We start from the raw sequence: 18,044 nt of genomic DNA, 5'->3' as shown, positions 1-18,044 counted from the left end.
ATGAGCACAGAGCACGTCCTGGACGACCGGCCTCGCGGGCGCACCCGCGCGCGCATACGCGAGAGCGCGACGAAGGTGCCGGAGGTCACCGTCTACTTCTGGATCATCAAGGTCCTCACCACCGGCATGGGCGAGACCGCCTCCGACTTCCTGGCCCATCTGCTGGGCCCGATCCCGGCGGTCGGGCTCGGCGGTCTCGCCTTCGCGGCGGCCCTGGTCCTCCAGTTCGCCGTCCGCCGGTATGTGGCCTGGATCTACTGGACGGCGATCGTCATGGTCAGCGTGTTCGGCACGATGGCCGCGGACGTGCTCCACGTCGGTCTCGGCGTCCCGTACACCCTGTCCACCCCGCTGTTCCTCCTGGCCCTGGCCGCCGTCTTCGCGCTCTGGTACAAGTCCGAGCGCACCCTGTCCATCCATTCCATCCGCACCCGGCGCCGCGAGTTCTTCTACTGGGCGGCCGTCCTCGCCACGTTCGCGCTGGGCACGGCGGCGGGCGACCTCACCGCGACGATCGGCCTTGGCTACGCCGGCTCGGTCGTCCTGTTCGCCGTGGCGATCTGCGTTCCGGCACTCGCCCACCGTGCCGGACTGCTGGGTGCGGTGGCCGCGTTCTGGTCGGCGTACGTCCTCACCCGCCCGCTCGGCGCCTCCCTCGCCGACTGGATGGCCCTGCCGGCCAGGCGCGGCGGCCTTGCCTGGGGTCTGGGCCCGGTCACCCTGTCCTGGACGGTGGCGATCGTGGCCTTCGTGGCCTACCTGGCGGTGTCCCACCGGGACACCGAGCCCACCGCCTGATCCCGCATCCCGCGTCCGACGGGACCTGAACCCCCGGCCCCTTGGCCCTCCGGAGTGAGGGTCGAGGGGTTCCCTCATGCCATGCGGCGGCGCGGGTCGGGACGACAGGAAGTGAATCTGCGGCCCCTTGATCCCCAGGAGTGTGGGGCACCTGCACCGCGTCATCCTGGAGGAATGCGAAACTCGAATTCGGGGCGGTCCCACGGCACGGCGGGCGGGTTCGCGAACGCGGTCCCGGTCCGCACCGCACCAACGCGGTGGTAGAAGTCCTCGGCGGGAAGGTGCGACACGACCTTGAGACGGTCGATCCCGGCGGCACGGGCCTCGGACTGCATGTGCGCGACGAGGAGCCGTCCAATACCCCGCCCCTGCACTTCGTCGGCGACGAACAGCAGGTCGAGCTCCGGTGGAGCGAGGACGAGCGAGTAGAACCCGAGGACCCGGCCTCCGTGCTCGCCGGCGCCGACGGCCACAAAGGCGCGGTGGGCCTCGATGTAGTCAGGACCGACCCGGTAGCCCGCGACTGCGGATGCGTACTTGCCCTCGTAGGCGCCTGAACCACGCACGAGCCTCGTGAGCCGTTTGGCATCCCGCGCGACAGCCCTCCGTATCATGACCGGCTGGCTGATCGGGGAAGTGCGTGAACTCATCGGGAGAGTATTTCGCACCGGGGAGTGCCTTCGTGCGGCGGGTCGGCTGCTCGGGCAGGCGTCACTGCACGAGGCAGCGAACGCCGGAAGACACGACAGGGTGCACGAGATCTTCTCCAGCACCGGGCGAACGGTTCGGCCAGGGAAGGTGGTACCGCTTTCACCACCCCCTGCTCCGGCCGCCGGCGTGATCCGATCGTGCCGAGGCACCCACTGCGGGCGCCGTGCTCCGTCGGGGAAGCCGTGCTCCGTCGGGGAAGGAGATCACAGGCAATGGATCACCCTGTCCCGCTCTCCGGGTACCGTCAGGGTATGAGTCATCCGCACCCCGAACTGAAAGCCGCCCCGCCCCTTGCCGAAGGAGGGCTGCGGGTCATCGCCCTGGGCGGCCTGGGTGAGATCGGCCGCAACATGACCGTCTTCGAGCACGCGGGCAAGCTGCTCATCGTCGACTGCGGCGTGCTGTTCCCCGAGGAGACCCAGCCCGGCGTGGACGTGATCCTGCCGGACTTCACCTCGATCCGGGACCGGCTGGACGACATCGTGGCCGTGGTACTCACCCACGGCCACGAGGACCACATCGGCGGCGTGCCGTACCTGCTGCGCGAGCGGTCCGACATTCCCCTCGTCGGCTCCAAACTCACGCTGGCGTTCCTGGAGGCCAAGCTCAAGGAACACGGCATCCGGCCGCGCACGGTGCGGGTGCGGGAGGGCGACCGGCGCGGCTTCGGGCCCTTCGACTGCGAGTTCGTGGCGGTCAACCACTCCATCCCCGACAGCCTGGCGGTCGCGATCCGTACCGGCGCCGGGATGGTGCTGCACACCGGCGACTTCAAGATGGACCAGTTCCCTCTCGACGACCGCATCACCGATCTGCGCGCCTTCGCCCGCCTCGGCGAGGAGGGCGTGGACCTGTTCCTCACCGACTCCACCAACGCCGAAGTACCCGGCTTCACCACCTCCGAGCGTGAGCTGAACCCGGCGATCGAGCAGGTGATGCGCACCGCGCCGCGCCGGGTCATCGTCTCCAGCTTCGCCAGCCATGTGCACCGCATCCAGCAGGTCCTGGACGCCGCCCACCAGCACGGCCGCAAGGTCGCCTTCGTCGGCCGGTCGATGGTCCGCAATATGGGCATCGCCCGTGACCTGGGCTATCTGAAGGTCCCCTCCGGTCTGGTGGTGAGCACGAAGGAGCTGGAGAAGCTCCCGGACCACAAGATCACTCTGGTGTGCACCGGCTCACAGGGCGAACCGATGGCCGCGCTGTCACGGATGGCCAACCGCGACCACATGATCCGCATCGGGAAGGGCGACACCGTCCTGCTCGCCAGCTCCCTCATCCCCGGCAACGAGAACGCCATCTACCGGGTGATCAACGGACTCACCCGGTGGGGCGCCCACGTGGTCCACAAGGGCAACGCCAAGGTGCACGTCTCCGGGCACGCCAGCGCCGGCGAACTCGTCTACTGCTACAACATCGTCAAGCCCCGCAACGTCATGCCCGTGCACGGTGAATGGCGCCACCTGCGGGCCAACGGCGACCTCGCCATCCGCACCGGTGTCGACCCCGAGCGGGTCGTCATCGCCGAGGACGGCGTCGTCGTCGACCTGGTCGACGGGCGCGCGTCCATCACCGGCAAAGTCCCCGCCGGCAACGTCTACGTGGACGGCATGGAAGTCGGCGGCGCCACCGAAGCGTCCCTCAAGGACCGCCTCACCCTCGCCGCCGAAGGCGTGGTCACGGTGGTGGCGATCGTCGACGCGGACACCGGCGCCCTCGCCGAGGCCCCCGACTTCCTGGCCCGGGGCTTCGTCCACGACGACGCCACCTTCGAGCCGGTCATCCCCGTCATCGAGAAGACCCTGGCCACCGCGGCCGAGGAAGGCGTCGGGGACGCGCACCAACTCGAACAACTCCTCGCCCGCGCCGTGGCGAACTGGGCGTTCCGCACCCACCGCCGCAAGCCCCTCATCATCCCCGTCATCATCGACGCCTGAGCCACAGCCCGACAGCACGGTCCCCGTCCCGGCCGCGGCCCCGCCACCACCGAGGTCGCGTTGTCTCGCATCCGGACGCTCACTCCGACGCCGGGATGAACGCCCGGTTCAGGTGGGAGCCCGCGCGGCGGCGCTGGTGACGGAGACGGGCTGTGGCTTGGACGGCTGCGGCTGCGGCAGCGGGACCAGTTCAAGCGGACTGGTCCCCAACCGGTGCCCAAAAATGATCAAAGGCCACTCCAGATTCTCTCTGAAATGGCCCATGACCTGCGACTTCGCAAAGTCGGGACGACAGGATTTGAACCTGCGACCCCTTGACCCCCAGTCAAGTGCGCTACCAAGCTGCGCCACGTCCCGATGCCGTTTGACCTGGGGTTTCCCCGGTCGAAACGCGCAGGGAAACAATACCGCACTCGGGTCGGTGGTCGCGCACCGCTTTCCCGGTTGACCTCAAGCTCGGTTGAGGTTGCACGATCACGGCATGACGATCACAGCCGACCACAGCCGCACATACGGCTACGACGACCTGCCCGGCCTGATGAGTCTCATGACGGGCGACGAGAAGCACGGCCCGGCGGCCACCTCCACGCTCGATGTGCTGTGGGTGCTCTACGACCAGGTGCTCCGGGTCGCGCCGGAGCGGCGGGAGGACCCGGCCCGGGACCGGTTCCTGCTGAGCAAGGGGCACGGGCCCATGGCGTACTACGCGGTGCTGGCCGCGAAGGGCTTCGTGCCCGTCGAGTGGCTGCCCGGATTCGGGTCGTACGACTCCCCGCTCGGGCACCACCCGGACCGGGTGCTGGTGCCGGGAGCCGAGATCGGCAGCGGGTCGCTCGGGCACGGGCTGCCGATCGCCGTGGGCAGCGCGCTGGGTCTGCGGGCGCAGGGGCTGCACGATCCCGCGGTGTGGGTGCTGATCGGGGACGCCGAGCTGGACGAGGGCAGCAATCACGAGGCGATCGCCTTCGCCGGGCCCGCCGGCCTGGAGCGGCTGCACACCGTGGTGGTCGACAACTCCTCCGCCAGCCATTCCCGCCCCGGCGGCATCGTCGCCCGCTTCGAGGCCGCGGGCTGGTCCGCGGTGAGCGTCGACGGGCGCGATCACGAGGCCCTGTACGCCGCGTTCACCGCACCGCACCCCGGGCGGCCGCACGTGGTCGTGGCCCGCGTGGAACCGAAGAACGCCTGACACTCCGTCGTCGAGCTGATCCTTACCTGCTCTCCCGAAAGGCCACCCTTTCATGGACACCATGCGTGACCGTTTCGCCCCCGTCGTCTCCCGGCTGCTGGACGAGGACCCCCGGGTCGCGGTGGTCCTCGCCGAGATCGGCAAGGACGGATTCCGCGAGGCCATGGCCCGGCATCCCGACCGGGTGATCAACGTCGGCATCCGCGAACAGCTCCTGGTCGGGGCGGCGGCGGGGCTGGCGCTCACCGGGCTGCGGCCGGTCGTGCACACGTTCGCCAGCTTCCTCGTGGAGCGGCCGTTCGAGCAGATCAAGCTGGATCTGGGACACCAGGACACCGGAGCGGTGCTGGTGAGCGCCGCCGCCTCCTTCGACTGGCCGGCCGGCGGCTTCACGCACATGGCCCCCGGTGATGTGGCACTGCTCGACACACTGGACGGCTGGACCGTGCATGTGCCCGGGCATCCCGACGAGGCCGAGACGCTGCTGCGCCACGCGGTCGCCGCGGGCGACGACAAGGTGTACGTACGACTCTCCGTGCAGGCCAACCGGCAGGCCCAGGAGACCGATGGCAAGCACGTCGTGACGGTCCGCGAGGGCCGCCGCGGGGTGGTCGTCGCCGTGGGCCCGGTGCTGGACTCGGTCCTCGCCGCGACCGAGGGCCTGGACATCACCGTCCTGTACGCGACGACGGTACGGCCTTTCGACGGCGCGGGGCTGCGCCGCGCGACGGAGGCGGCGGGTACCGATGTCGTGCTGGTCGAGCCGTATCTCGCGGGGACGTCGACGGCCGCGGTGAGCGAGGCACTGTCCGACGTGCCGCACCGGGTGCTGGGCCTCGGCGTCGGCCGCCGCGAGCTGCGCCGCTACGGCACCATCGAGGAGCACGTGGCCGCACACGGCCTGGACCCGGCGAGCCTGCGGGAGCGGATCAGGCAGTTCGTGCGGCCCGCCTAGCCGGGGCCCCCTCTGGGGGAAGCATCCCGCCGGCGGGGGCGAGCGGCCCCACCCCGCGCACCGGGGATCTCACTTCCCTCGCGGCAGCCCCAACCCGGGGTGGGTGTCTAGGAGTCGGGGCGGGGCGGCCTGCCGCCAGGAGTCGGCGAGGATGTCGCGCAGCTCGTCCTCGTCCTCCAGCGCGGCGAGTCTCGCTCTGACCCAGGCGAACTGGACCTCGTGGTCGGCGATCCAGAACTTCTCCGGCTCGGCCAGCACCAACTCGTCGCGCTCCTCCTTGGGGCAGCGCACGGCGAGGGACGTCTCGTCCTCGGGCAGCGTCGCGAACATCTTCCCGGCGACCCGGAACGTGGGCATGCTCCAGGCGACCTTCTCCGTGGTGTCCGGCAGGGACAGGGCGATACGGCGTACGTCTCGTGCGTCCGGCATGCAACGCACCGTAGCTCCTCCCACTGACAGTCACCCTCCGAGCCGCTTGCAGGAGAGCATGGTGGGCCCTAACTCGCCCGCAGGGCTCGCCGCGCAGTCGGGCGGTAACCTCACGCCTCCTGCGCCGCCCGCCCCAGCGCCTCCAGCACCGGCCGGATCAGCGGATGCCCCTCGGCGCCACGCCGTACGGCGGCGAACACGCGGCGGGTCGGCGCCACGCCGTCGACGGGGCGTACGACGACACCGGTGAGGTCCATGCCGTTCAGGGCGGAGCGCGGTACGAGGGCCACGCCCACGTCGGCCGAGGCGAGGGCCACGACGGCGCGGAAGTCGTCGGAGGAGTGCTCAAGACGGGGCTGGAAGCCGGCGTGCTCGCAGGCGAGGACGACGACGTCGTGGCAGGGATTGCCGGGGTACGGGCCGATCCAGGGGTCCTTGGCCAGCTCGGCGAGGGGGATCTCGACGGCGTCCGCGAGGCGGTGGCCGAGGGGTACAACCGCGTCGAACGGCTCGGCGTACAGCGGGACATGGGCGAGCCGGGGGTCGTCGGCGGGCGGTGCGCCGCGGTACTCCACGGCGACCGCCACATCGACCTGCCGGTCCAGCACCATGGGCAGGCTCGCGTCGCCCTCGGCGTCCTGGACGCGGATGCGGATGCCGGGCGCGGTGTGCGCCAGCCGGGCCACGGCCGGGGCTACGACCTGGGCGATACCGGTGGCGAAGGCGGCGACGGTGACCGTGCCCGCCTCGCCCGAGCCGTAGGCCGCCAGCTCCGCCTCGGCCCGCTCCAGCTGGGCGAGGACGGCGTTGGTGTGGCTGAGCAGGATCTCGCCGGCCGGGGTGAGCCGTACGCCCTTGGCGCCGCGCTCGACCAGCCGGTGGCCGGTCTCCTGCTCCAGTGCGGTCAGCTGCTGGGAGACGGCCGAGGGGGTGAGATAGAGCGCGGCGGCCGCCGCGGTGACCGTGCGGTGGTCGGCCACCGCACGAAGGATGTGGAGCCGCCGTGCTTCGATCATGCCCTCCATTATCCCAGGGCGTCCGCCCTGGTCAGGCCTCCAGTTCGGCGCGCGCCGCGACGAACGCGTCGACCGCGCGGTTGACGTCGTCCGTGGAGTGCGCGGCGGACAGCTGGACGCGGATGCGGGCCTGGCCCTGCGGGACGACCGGGTAGGAGAAGCCGATCACGTACACGCCCCGCTCCAGCAGCAGCTCGGCCATACGGGCCGCCTGCGCCGCGTCGCCGATCATCACCGGGGCGATGGCGTGGTCGCCGCGGAGGATGTCGAAGCCCTCCTCGGTCATCCGGCGGCGGAACAGGGCGGTGTTCTCGGCGAGCCGGACCCGCAGGTCGTCGGCGGACTCCAGCAGGTCGAGGACCTTCAGGGAGGCCGCGGCGATCACCGGGGCGAGGGTGTTGGAGAACAGGTACGGCCGGGAGCGCTGGCGCAGCAGGGCGACGATCTCGGCGCGGGCGGCCACATAGCCGCCGGAGGCGCCGCCGAGGGCCTTGCCGAGGGTGCCGGTGACGATGTCGACGCGGTCCATGACGCCGTGCAGCTCGGGGGTGCCGCGGCCGGTCGGGCCGACGAAGCCGACGGCGTGCGAGTCGTCGACCATGACCATCGCGTCGTAGCGGTCGGCGAGGTCGCAGATCTCGCTCAGGGGCGCGACATAGCCGTCCATGGAGAAGACGCCGTCGGTCACGATCAGGCGGCGCCGGGCGTCGGACGCCTCCTTGAGCTTGGCCTCCAGGTCGGCGAGGTCGCGGTTGGCGTAGCGGAAGCGGCGGGCCTTGGACAGACGGATGCCGTCGATGATGGAGGCGTGGTTGAGGGCGTCGGAGATCACCGCGTCCTGTTCGCCGAGCAGGGTCTCGAAGACACCGCCGTTGGCGTCGAAGCAGGAGGAGTACAGGATCGTGTCCTCCTGGCCGAGGAAGGCCGAGAGGCGGGCCTCCAGCTCCTTGTGCACCTCCTGGGTGCCGCAGATGAAGCGGACCGAGGCCATGCCGTAGCCCCAGCGGTCGAGCGCGGCGTGGGCGGCGGCGATGACCTCGGGGTGGTCGGCGAGGCCGAGGTAGTTGTTGGCGCAGAAGTTGAGGACCTCGCCGGGGCGGCCGCCGGCGGTGACGCCGACGGTCGCGGACTGCGGGGTGCCGATGACCCGCTCGGGCTTGTGCAGGCCGGCGGCCCGGATCTCGTCGAGGGTGGCGCGCAGGTCGTCGCGTACGGTGTCGAACATGGGGGCTCTCCTGAAAGTGCTTGCGGGTGACGGGAGGTGCGCGGTCCACGGCCCCTGTGAGGGGCGCGTTCTGCGGCTCACACGGTCCAGTCGAGGATGACCTTGCCGCCCTTGCCGCTCGCGGCGTCCGCGAACGCGGCCTCGTAGTCGCGGTAGCCGTACCGGCCCGTGATCACGGGGGCGAGGTCCAGGCCGCCCTCCAGGAGCACCGACATCGCGTACCAGGTCTCGAACATCTCGCGGCCGTAGATGCCCTTGATGGTGATCATCGAGGTGACGATCCGGGACCAGTCGACCGGGAACTCCTGGGCGGGCAGGCCGAGCATGGCGATGCGCCCGCCGTGCGTCATGTTGGCGATCATGTCCCGCATGGCCTCGGGGCGGCCGGACATCTCCAGGCCGATGTCGAAGCCCTCGCGCAGGCCCAGCTCCCGCTGCCCGTCGGCGATGCTGGACTCGGCGACGTTCAGGGCGAGGCTCGCCCCTATCTTGCGGGCCAGGTCCAGGCGTTCCTCGCTGACGTCGGTGACGACGACGTTGCGGGCACCGGCGTGCCGGGCGACGGCGGCGGCCATCAGGCCGATCGGTCCGGCGCCGGTGATCAGGACGTCCTCGCCGACCAGCGGGAACGACAGCGCGGTGTGCACGGCGTTGCCGAACGGGTCGAAGATCGCGGCGACGTCGAGGTCGACGGGGATGCGGTGCACCCACACGTTGGACGCGGGCAGGGCGACGTACTCGGCGAACGCACCGTCGCGGCCGACACCGAGGCCGACGGTGGCCCGGCACAGATGGCGGCGGCCGGCCAGGCAGTTGCGGCACTTGCCGCACACCAGATGGCCCTCGCCGCTGACCCGGTCGCCGATGCGGATGTCGGTCACGTCCCGCCCGACCTCGACGACCTGCCCGACGAACTCGTGCCCGACCACGAGCGGCGTGTGGATCGCCTGCTGCGCCCAGCCGTCCCAGGCCCGGATGTGCAGGTCGGTCCCGCAGATACCGGTCCGCATGACCTTGATCAGCACGTCGCCGGGACCGATCTCGGGCTCCGGGACGTCCGTCAGCCAGAGCCCCGGCTCCGCCTTCTCCTTGACCAGCGCCTTCACGCGTGCCGCTCCTGTGGGTGAGGTCCCGGACCGCGGGCATGCCGAAGAAAGCCCGCACCGGGTCAGAGGGGTGGAATCACCGTGCAATCTGCCGTATGCGAGGGGCGCGGGTCCATCGAGCTTTTCTTAACCGCCGCCTCAGCTTTCCTTCACGCCCCTGGTACCGGGAGCGTAGGCAATGCCGTGCTCCCTCACAGCGGCAGACCGTCCTCGGCGCTTCGTTCGAGGCGTACGACGAGGTCGGCGGCGAGCGCCTTGATGGCCTCCAGGCCTTCCCTCCCCCAGGTGCGGGGGGCTGTGTCGGCCGCGCACACGGTGCCGAGCGCCATGCCGGAGCTGTCGATGAGCGGGGCGCCGAGATAGGAGCGGATGCCGTACTCGTCCACGACCGGGTTCCCGGCGAACCGCGGATAGTCGCGGACGTCCTCGAGCACCAGTGCCTTGCGGCGGACCACCACATGGGGGCAGAACCCATGGTCGCGGGGCAGGACCCGGCCCAGTTCCGGTCTGCTGCCGTCCTCCCGGAGGAACGGCGGGACGACGGGGACGCACAGGCCCGCGAAGAACTGGAGGTCCTCGCCGATGAAGTTGACCATGGCGTAGGGCGCGCCGGTGAGCCGGGCGAGATGGTCCGCGAAGGCGTCCAGCGCCGGGTCGGGACGGTCCGCCAGGCCGAGCAGGCGCAACCGGTGGACGCGCGCGGGGGCCTCCTTGTCCTCGGGGGTGAGCAGCAGACCCCGGACCGGCCGGGGCGGCTCGTAGGTCATGGCCGGGCTCCGGCGCTGTGGGCGTAGCTCATAGGGCGGCTCCGTGGGCTATGGGGCGGGATCACATGTGGGCGCCATGGCTCGGCGCGGGCGCCGGGGCGTGGGCGAGGAGGTGGCGTACGAGGGTGAGCAGGGTCTGCACGCCCGAGCTGGAGATCCGGGCGTCGCAGCGGACGACGGGGACCTCCGGGTCGAGGTCGATGGCGGCACGCACCTCCTCGGGGTCGTAGCGGTAGCCGCCGTCGAACTCGTTGACGGCGACGATGAAGCCGAGCCCGCGTTCCTCGAAGAAGTCCACTGCCGCGAAGCAGTCCTGCAGCCGGCGGGTGTCGGCGAGGATCACCGCGCCGAGCGCGCCCTCGGACAGCTCGTCCCACATGAACCAGAACCGCTCCTGCCCCGGTGTGCCGAACAGGTACAGCACATGGTCCGGATCGAGCGTGATCCGGCCGAAGTCCATGGCGACGGTGGTCTCCATCTTGTTCTCGACGCCGTCGAGACTGTCCGTGCCGACGCTGACGGTGGTGAGCAGCTCCTCGGTGCTGAGCGGCGCGATCTCGCTGACCGCGCCCACGAAGGTCGTCTTGCCGACCCCGAACCCGCCCGCCACCAGGATCTTCAGCGCGGTGGGGAACGGGTCAGAGCTGTCGTCGTAGTCCATCGAGCACTGCCTCCAGCAGAGACCGGTCAGTGGGTGTGTGGTGGAAGACGGGGGGCTTGGTGGTCAGCGCCCCGCAGTCGACGAGGTCCGAGAGCAGCACCTTGGTGACCACCGCGGGCAGTCTCAGATGTGCGGCGATCTCGGCGACCGAGACGGGTGACCGGCACAGGTCGAGCGCCTGGGCGTGCTCGGGGCCGAGGTAGCCGAGCGGGGTGACGCCGGTGGTCATCACCTGCGACATCAGGTCCAGGGCGACGCTGGGCTGGGTACGTCCGTTGCTGACCGTGAACGGGCGCACCAGCCGTCCGGCCGCGTCGTCCAGCCAGGGCCCGTCGCCGGCTGCGGCCACCCTCAAGGCCTCGTCGCCGTGGGTTCGACGGCATGCTGGCGGGGCGCGGTCACCAGGTAGGGCCGGACGCTCTTGACGAGCATCGCCATCTCGTAGCCGAGGACGGCGGCGTCGGCCTCCCGGCCGGCGAGTACGGCGAGACAGGTGCCGGAGCCGGCGGTGGTGACGAACAGCAGGGTCGAGTCGAGTTCGACGACGACCTGGCGGACGTCCCCGCCGTCGCCGAACCGGAGGCCCGCGCTGCGGCCGAGGGAGTACAGGCCCGAGGCCAGCGCCGCCATGTGGTCGGCGCTGTCGATGTCGAGACCGTGCACGGACTTCACGAGCCCGTCGCAGGACAGCAGCACCGCGCTGGTGGTGTGCGGTACGCGCTGCACGAGGCCGCTCAGCAGCCAGTCGAGGTCGGACGCGTGGGCGGTCGGCGCATCGCTCGCCATGGTGGATCGACTCCTTGGGGTACGTAAGGTCTGCGGGAGCGCTGGGGGGGTGGATGGGACGGGTTGGGGTGGTGGGGGTGGGTACGGTGCGGGTGCTCAGTCGGCCGGGGCGCTCCCATCGGGCCGGCCGGCACCGCGAGCACCGTCGGACACGGGCGCGGGGGCGCGTTGCTGGGATATGGGGGGTGCCGGATCGGGGAACTCCGGCAGTACGGGCCGAAGCTGATGACCGATCAGATGGGCGGAGCCCATGTGAGCCGAGTCCATGTGCGCTGACTCCATGTGGGCCGAGTCCATGTGGGCCGAGTCCATGTGAGCCGACTCCATGGAGCCAGAGTCCATGGGGTCCTGGCTCTCCATGTGCTCCATGTGCTCCATGTGCTGCTGTGCCTCGGCAAGTCCGATCCCGCGCTGGAAGGCCGCCATCAGCCCGGGGTCGTGGCCCGGGACGGTGTCCCCGTCCTGGCGGGGTGCGGGGCCGCCGCGCAGTTGCGGGACGATGTGCTCCTGGGCACGGCGGCGGGGCAGCGGGGGTTTGCCCATGGTCCCGCGCACGCTTCCGGTGCGTGGCGTGGGCAGGATGCCCGCATGCGCTTCGACCGCCGCCCGGTCCTCGGCGCTGACCCCGGGCACGGCAGCGGCGGGGGTGGGCCGCTCCTGTCGGACGCCCCGTACCGGAAGCGGCACCGGGGCACCGTCGTTCCGCCCGCTGTCGCCGCTCCCCGTGCTGCTCCCCGTGCTGCTCCCCGTGCCGCCTTCTGTACCGCTCTCGGTGCCGCGCCACCCGCTTCCGCGCTGGGCGTGCCGACGCCGCCCGGCCGCGGGTGCCTGTCCGGCGCCGGAGCCGGTCTCGCCCGCGGGGGCAAGCGGGGCGCCGGAGGGGGGCAGGGCAGCTCCTGTTCCCAGCCCGGTGCCGTCACCGTGCTGCGCGGGGCGCGCCTCCCCGGACCGCACTGCGGGCTCCGGCACGGGCACCGGCCCCCGCCCGGACCCGTGCCCCTGCCCGAAGGCATGCCCCTCTCCCTGCGCGTACCCGTGCTGGTGACCCTGGCCCGGCGCCTGCCCCTGGATCCGCACGGGGGGTGCCGCACCGGTGTCGGCCGGAGCGTGCGGCTGGGGGACGCCGGTTCCGGCGACCGCGCCGGGTACACCGGGTGCCGTACCCAACAGCGCCTGCGGGACGACGAGTACGGCCTGCACACCGCCGTAGATGTTGCTCTGCAGGCGCACATGGATGCCGTGCCGCCGGGCGAGCTGGGAGACGACGTAGAGGCCGATGCGGCCGTCGGCCAGCAGGCTGGCGACGTTCACCTGGTCGGGGTCGGCGAGCAGGGCGTTCATCCGGTTCTGTTCGCCGACGGGCATGCCGAGTCCGCGGTCCTCGACCTCCACGGCGAGCCCGGAGGTGACGAGGCCCGCGCGGAGCAGCACCTGGGTGTGCGGTGCGGAGAACACGGAGGCGTTCTCGATGAGTTCGGCGAGCAGATGGATGACGTCGGCGACGGCATGGCCGCGCAGTTCGCCGTCGATCGGCGGCACCAGCTTCACCCGGGAGTACTGCTCGACCTCGGCGATGGCGGAGCGCAGGACCTCGGTCATGCTGACCGGGTTGCTCCACTGGCGCCGGGAGACGGCGCCGCCGAGCACGGCGAGGTTCTCTGCGTGGCGCCGGATGCGGGTGGCCAGGTGGTCCACGTGGAACAGACCCTTGAGCAGGTCCGGGTCCTCGATCTCGTTCTCCAGATCGTCGAGGATCGAGATTTCCCGGTGCACGAGCGACTGGAGCCGGCGCGCGAGGTTGACGAAGACCTCGAGCTTCTGCTCGCTGCCCGTCTGGCTGGAGAGCTGGGCGGCGCGCATCACGGCGGTGACGGCGCCGTCGTGTGCGCGGTCCAGGTCGGCGGCGAGCAGTTCGAAGTCGTCGGCGTCCTCGGGCGGGCGGCGGCGCGGCGAGCGCTGCGGCGGGGTCTCGCTCCGGCGCAGTGCGTCGACGAGTGCGTGCAGGTCGGCCTCGCCGTGCGCGGCGGTACGGCGCAGGGCGGCGACGCGGTCGGAGACCGAGCGGGCGGCACGGTCGGCGGCCACGGCGGCGATGAGGATGCCGGCGACGGTCACGGTGACCGCTCCGGCGAGCACGGCCCACAGCATGGGCCCGGTGCGAGCGCCGGAGGACCGGATGCTGAACAGAACGGCGGCGGTGGCGCTGAGGGCGACCGCGACGGGCGGCAGCACGGCGAGCCGCATGAGCTGGGGCCGTATGTGCGTCTCGGGCAGTGCGGGAGCGGGTCGGGCGACCGGTCGCCCGTGCCGTCCGCCCTCCCGGCGGTCGGCACGGCCGGCCGGTGCTCGGAGGTGAGACATCTGGGTCCTCGTACTTGTCCGTCGGGCTGCCATGCGGCCACTGACAGTAGTCGCCTCCGCATCATGTGCGGGGGGCAGTTGACAAAGTCCCGCAGGATTGGTCCCGCTCTGGTATGAGCTCTCGTACGACAGACCGATAACCTCGCGACATTCCGCACATACGTTCACCCGGCCGAGCCCAGGCCAAATCGTCACATGGAGTAATCAATTTGGCCTGGGCGGATGTCACAGTGCCGTCAGGCAGAACTGCACGAGCCCGGCGTCGACGTCCAGGATGTCGCGCTTCATGTCCCGCCACGGCGGGTGGAAGCCGCCGGCCTGGTCGCCCCACTCCACGGTGAAGCCGAGGATGGGGCCCTGGTCCGGGTCGGCGAAGTGCCGCGCGTAGGCGTAGTCATCGCTGGTACCGCAGGTCGGATACAGGTGGAAGCCGGACTTCGGGGTGTAGGTACGGCCTCCCACGCCCTGCACGGCCGCGCAGAACTGCTCCGCGAGCACGACGCAGTCGTCGGCGTCACCCTTCGGGATGTACTCCCCGTACCTGCCGCTGCCCAGACCTCGCCGGTGGTCGAAGACGTGGTTGAGGAAGTTCTGGTCCTTGTACTGGGACTGGTTCTCGTCGTCTCCCCAGTTGGTCAGCATGTCGTCGGAGTAGCTGTGCACGTCGACGAACCAGCGGGTGCGGGGATGGGCGTCGAGCAGCCAGCGGACGTTACGGGTCTCGGGCTCCGAGAAGGGGCTCGGCCCCTGGTAGACCTCGCTGGCCGGGTCGGCCGACACCTGCACCGGGGCGCTCGGGTCGAAGGCCTGGGTGAAGTCGAACAGGAAGTCGTAGTTGCGGTTGATGTCGACGCCGATGCGGGCCGGGTCGCCGCCCGAGTTCACCGGATCGCGGTTCTTGCGCCACATCGGCGCGACGGTCTGGCTGTAGAGCCGGCCGTCCGGGTTGACCAGGGGGAAGACGACGAGCTCCAGCTCGTCCACGATCTTGCGCACTTGGTCGCTGGTGAAGTGCGTGCCCCCGTAGCCGAGACCGGTGCCGGTGGCGTAGGCCTCCAGCAGGTCGGCCGCGAAGTGGACGAGGATCTCGCAGCTGCCCCACTCCCGGGCGTGCACGCCGCCGATCAGTACGGCGCAGTCCTTGGTTCCGGCGGGGGCGGAGCCGATCCGCAGGGCATGGCAGGCCCGGCCCTCGACCGAGGGCTCGGGGAGGTCGATGAGTTCGCTGGTGGCCGGGTAGGCGGTGGCCAGGCTGGTCACGGCGGAGTCGACCTCGGTGATGTTCAGGTACGGCATGGCGTCCTCCTGGGCGTCCTACGCCTTGGCGGCCAGGCCGTGGGGCACGGCGTCGGCGGGGGCGAAGCGGTCGCCCTGGCCGACCTCGGCCTGGCGGGCGCGGCCGACGGCCGTGGCGTCCTCGATCGTGGTGACCGAGACTCCCTCGCGTTCGAGGGCCTCTGCCTGCTCGGCGGTCACATAGGCGTCGATGGTGACGGTGCCGTCGTCGGACCGGTGGGGACGGCCGCCGACGTCGGGACGGGCGTCCCGCAGCAGAGCACGCAGGGTGTCGGCGTCCCGGGCGGTGACGCGCACCCGGAGGATGGGTTCGGAAGTGCTGGACATGAGGGCTTCTTCCGGCGCCGTCGGGCTGCGTGGGCGGCGCGAGTGGTACGGACGAAGAGCGCGCACAGTTCGAGAAATCTGTAAGCATATGCCCGATGTGTACGTCGTATTCTCAGGGTGCTCCGCCCTGGTAGAAGGCGTCAAGCGGGGGCTCGGGGAGGCGGCCGAGGAGGCTGTCCAGGCCGGTCATCAGCTCCTGCTCGTCGTCGTAGTCGCCGAACCGCGGGACGAGGGCGCGCAGCCGCGGGTACTCGGCCGCCGGCAGCCGGTGCAGGCCGAGACGCAGCATGACATCGGGCTCGTCGGGATCGTCGACGACCTGGCGCTTGTCCACGAGGAGGCAGCCGAGCGTCCAGGCGACGAAGGTGCGGTAGACCGCCGGCGCGGTGGCGTCGTCGAATCCGGCGCGGGTGAGGACGGCGAGCATGTGCTCGGTGAGCTGGAGCCAGGCCCTGGGGCGCCGGGCCACGGGCACGGCGAGCGGTCGCGTCGCGACTACCGGCAGCAGCTGCGGATGGGCGTGTACGACACAGGCGAACGCCCGGGCGACTCGGCGCAGTTCGGCCCGCCAGGGCGGTTCGGCCGGTGCGGCGCCGCCGTCGGCGCGGGGCTCCTGCGCCGTGGTGCGCAGCCGTTCGTTGACCTCCTCGAAGAACGCCTCGACCAACCCGTCGAGCAGGCCTTCCTTGCCGTCGGTGTACCGGTAGAGGGCCATCGGTTCCACGCCCAGGTCGGCCGCCAGGCGGCGCATGGTCAGGGCACTGAGCCCGGCTCGGTCGACCAGGGCGACAGCCGCACTGAGCACCAGCGGGCGACTGAGGCGTCCCCGCCTGTCGGGGTTGTCCCGCTGAGCCATGGCCGCGCTCCGGATACGACGTATATTTCGTTTTTAATTGTACGTTTTATCCCCGACTCGGGATACGGCGGCCCGGCTGAGCCGGGCCCTTGCAGGTCGTCGGTGCCTCCTCGTCGTACCGAGGTCTGGATCATTCAAGGACGTCGAGGTGGGGCTCGGCCGGGCGGTGGCCGAGATCCGGGGCAGCGGCGGCCGTCTCGATCAGGTAGTCGACGACGCCGGTGTGACTGCCCCGCCGGCGGTAGGCCGCTCTTTGGCGGTCGGCGCCGTTGCCCTCCGTGCGGAGGCGCATGTGTGCGGCATGCAAGAGCGTGTGGTCGTCCGAGGTGGCCACAGCCGGCAGAGCGGCGTTCCAGAGACGGCCGAGGTGTACGGCAGCGGGTTCGAGCCGGCCGGTGTCCAGATTGATGCTCTTGCCGTTCAGCCCGTCTCGGGCGGCGCGCCAGCATGCGGCGCGCAGCATCTCCGGCTGCGGGCGCAGGGCGGGCTGGGAGTGGTGGACGGCTGCCATGGCGGTGAGGGCGAGGCCCTTGACCGTCCCGGCGAGCAGCAGGGTGTCGTCCACGGTGGGGGTGGCGTCAGCGATACGGATCTCGACGGTGGGCACGTGGTGGGAGGGGCGGATGTCCCAGTAGAGGCCACCACGGTCCAGAAGCGTTTCGCTCGTGACGAGCCGATCGAGGAGGTCCTCGAAGTGGGTGCGGGACTCGAAGTAGGGGGGCGGCCCCGCTACCGGCCACCGGCCCCATGTCATGGTGCGCCAGCTGGCGTAGCCGGTGTCCTTGCCTTCCCAGTAGGGGGAGTTGGCGGCCATGGCCAGGAGAGCGGGGAGCCAGGGGCGCAGGTGGTTGCTCAACTGCAGCGCCGTCTCCACGTCGGGGACGCCGACGTGGACGTGGCAGGCGCAGACACTCTGTTCGTTGTCCAAGGCGCGGAATCTGTCCAGGCTTTGGGCATAGCGGGCCCCAGGGGACACAGGTGGGGGATCGAGCTGCCCCAGGATGGGCGTGCCGCTGGAGATGAGGCGCAGCCCCAGCCGGGCGGCGGCGCGCGCGACGGCGTCGCGGGTCGTACGCAGTTGTTCCCCCAGGTCCGTGAGGGCGGTGTGCGGATCGGTGCGGACCTCGACCTGGTAGAGGGTGAACTCGGTGGTGACCCGGTCGCCGAGGTCCCCGGCTGCCTGAGCCACCACCTTGTCCGCTTGCGGGCTCAGCTGCCGCGACACCGGGTCCACCAGCAGGTACTCCTCCTCCACCCCCACGGTGACCTCGGTCGCACCGGTCGCAGGCCGCTGACGACCTGCGCTGTCTGCCGACGGCTGCGCGTCGGCACGTGTCCGCTGCTCGCTCTGCATGGCAACCAGTCTGTCGCTCGCAGTCACGCCGGTGGAGGGCGCCACAGCGCCAAAGGAGCGTGCCGGCGAGACAAACGCCGGTTTTCGTACAGTCGCCGGCAGTCCAGCCGTTGGTCGCAGTCCTGGCGATCCGCTGGTGGTTGAGGCCGTCCCGAGACGCGCGGGCACGCTCGCCGGCAGGTGACCGCCGCTACGGCGCCGTCGGCAGCTGGGCCTCCGCGCGTCCGAGCATCGATGCCGCACCCGCGGGCGGGGAGGTGCACCTGGCCC

18 protein-coding genes and 1 tRNA gene are annotated in these 18,044 nt (G+C 71.1%); 4 read left to right on the top strand and 15 right to left on the bottom strand.

Features of this window, described 5'->3' with window-relative positions; translation table 11 throughout:
* Entirely contained in the window at nt 1-798 is a 798-nt protein-coding gene (locus ABZ624_RS06245) for a hypothetical protein (RefSeq protein WP_360083119.1), read from the top strand.
* A gap of 161 nt (nt 799-959) precedes the next feature.
* On the opposite strand, the gene ABZ624_RS06240 is transcribed toward ABZ624_RS06245, so the two are convergent.
* Nucleotides 960-1,448, bottom strand: a complete 489-nt coding sequence (locus tag ABZ624_RS06240; RefSeq protein ID WP_360083117.1) for a GNAT family N-acetyltransferase — start codon at nt 1,446-1,448, stop codon at nt 960-962.
* 312 nt (nt 1,449-1,760) lie between these two features.
* Between ABZ624_RS06240 and ABZ624_RS06235 the strand changes: the two genes are divergently transcribed.
* Nucleotides 1,761-3,446, top strand: a complete 1,686-nt coding sequence (locus tag ABZ624_RS06235; RefSeq protein ID WP_360083115.1) for a ribonuclease J — start codon at nt 1,761-1,763, stop codon at nt 3,444-3,446.
* A 283-nt stretch (nt 3,447-3,729) separates the two neighbouring features.
* Here ABZ624_RS06235 and ABZ624_RS06230 read toward each other — a convergent pair.
* Nucleotides 3,730-3,803, bottom strand: a tRNA-Pro gene (locus ABZ624_RS06230).
* A 124-nt stretch (nt 3,804-3,927) separates the two neighbouring features.
* Here ABZ624_RS06230 and ABZ624_RS06225 point away from each other — a divergent pair.
* Entirely contained in the window at nt 3,928-4,635 is a 708-nt protein-coding gene (locus ABZ624_RS06225) for a transketolase (RefSeq protein ID WP_360083113.1), read from the top strand.
* A gap of 52 nt (nt 4,636-4,687) precedes the next feature.
* The gene (locus tag ABZ624_RS06220; protein WP_360083111.1) at nt 4,688-5,590 is read left to right on the top strand and encodes a transketolase C-terminal domain-containing protein; all 903 of its coding nucleotides are present in this window, start codon (nt 4,688-4,690) and stop codon (nt 5,588-5,590) included.
* 69 nt (nt 5,591-5,659) lie between these two features.
* Here the strand turns inward: ABZ624_RS06220 and ABZ624_RS06215 are convergent, their stop codons facing one another.
* The 13 genes from ABZ624_RS06215 to ABZ624_RS06155 form a co-directional block, all read right to left on the bottom strand.
* Nucleotides 5,660-6,019 carry an MmcQ/YjbR family DNA-binding protein gene (locus ABZ624_RS06215; RefSeq protein ID WP_360083109.1) on the bottom strand — a complete coding sequence of 120 codons (360 nt, stop codon included), beginning with the start codon at nt 6,017-6,019 and terminating at the stop codon, nt 5,660-5,662.
* Between the two features lie 110 nt (nt 6,020-6,129).
* Nucleotides 6,130-7,035, bottom strand: a complete 906-nt coding sequence (locus ABZ624_RS06210) for a LysR family transcriptional regulator (protein WP_360083107.1) — start codon at nt 7,033-7,035, stop codon at nt 6,130-6,132.
* 31 nt (nt 7,036-7,066) lie between these two features.
* Nucleotides 7,067-8,260 carry a glycine C-acetyltransferase gene (locus ABZ624_RS06205; protein ID WP_360083105.1) on the bottom strand — a complete coding sequence of 398 codons (1,194 nt, stop codon included), beginning with the start codon at nt 8,258-8,260 and terminating at the stop codon, nt 7,067-7,069.
* A 77-nt stretch (nt 8,261-8,337) separates the two neighbouring features.
* Nucleotides 8,338-9,366 carry an L-threonine 3-dehydrogenase gene (gene tdh / locus ABZ624_RS06200; protein ID WP_360083103.1) on the bottom strand — a complete coding sequence of 343 codons (1,029 nt, stop codon included), beginning with the start codon at nt 9,364-9,366 and terminating at the stop codon, nt 8,338-8,340.
* A gap of 191 nt (nt 9,367-9,557) precedes the next feature.
* Nucleotides 9,558-10,133: a GAF domain-containing protein gene (locus tag ABZ624_RS06195; RefSeq protein WP_360083101.1), complete on the bottom strand. Its 576-nt coding sequence runs from the start codon at nt 10,131-10,133 to the stop codon at nt 9,558-9,560.
* A 61-nt stretch (nt 10,134-10,194) separates the two neighbouring features.
* Complete coding sequence (locus tag ABZ624_RS06190; protein ID WP_360083099.1) at nt 10,195-10,794, bottom strand: ATP/GTP-binding protein; 600 nt, start codon at nt 10,792-10,794, stop codon at nt 10,195-10,197.
* Nucleotides 10,772-11,143, bottom strand: coding sequence for a DUF742 domain-containing protein (locus tag ABZ624_RS06185; protein ID WP_360083097.1), 372 nt, complete (start codon nt 11,141-11,143; stop codon nt 10,772-10,774). The genes ABZ624_RS06190 and ABZ624_RS06185 overlap by 23 nt, the downstream gene beginning before the upstream one ends.
* A gap of 2 nt (nt 11,144-11,145) precedes the next feature.
* On the bottom strand, nt 11,146-11,580 hold the full coding sequence (locus ABZ624_RS06180; RefSeq protein ID WP_360083095.1) for a roadblock/LC7 domain-containing protein: 435 nt from the start codon (nt 11,578-11,580) through the stop codon (nt 11,146-11,148).
* Between the two features lie 96 nt (nt 11,581-11,676).
* A complete protein-coding gene (locus ABZ624_RS06175) occupies nt 11,677-13,941 on the bottom strand; it encodes an ATP-binding protein (RefSeq protein ID WP_360083093.1) in 2,265 nt (754 codons plus the stop codon).
* 225 nt (nt 13,942-14,166) lie between these two features.
* On the bottom strand, nt 14,167-15,237 hold the full coding sequence (locus ABZ624_RS06170; RefSeq protein ID WP_360083091.1) for a M14 family metallopeptidase: 1,071 nt from the start codon (nt 15,235-15,237) through the stop codon (nt 14,167-14,169).
* An 18-nt stretch (nt 15,238-15,255) separates the two neighbouring features.
* Nucleotides 15,256-15,564 (bottom strand): hypothetical protein, encoded by a 309-nt coding sequence (locus ABZ624_RS06165; protein ID WP_360083089.1) that lies wholly within the window; start codon nt 15,562-15,564, stop codon nt 15,256-15,258.
* 112 nt (nt 15,565-15,676) lie between these two features.
* The gene (locus ABZ624_RS06160) at nt 15,677-16,420 is read right to left on the bottom strand and encodes a TetR/AcrR family transcriptional regulator C-terminal domain-containing protein (protein WP_360083087.1); all 744 of its coding nucleotides are present in this window, start codon (nt 16,418-16,420) and stop codon (nt 15,677-15,679) included.
* A gap of 130 nt (nt 16,421-16,550) precedes the next feature.
* A complete protein-coding gene (locus tag ABZ624_RS06155) occupies nt 16,551-17,774 on the bottom strand; it encodes a glutamate--cysteine ligase (protein WP_360083085.1) in 1,224 nt (407 codons plus the stop codon).
* Nucleotides 17,775-18,044: the final 270 nt, after the last annotated feature.

Origin of the sequence: Streptomyces sp. NPDC007205, assembly GCF_040634095.1 — a bacterium.
Classification (GTDB): Bacteria; Actinomycetota; Actinomycetes; order Streptomycetales; family Streptomycetaceae; genus Streptomyces.
The sequence above is the reverse complement of the archived record's forward strand: the minus strand, read 5'-3'. Positions and strand labels throughout refer to the sequence as shown.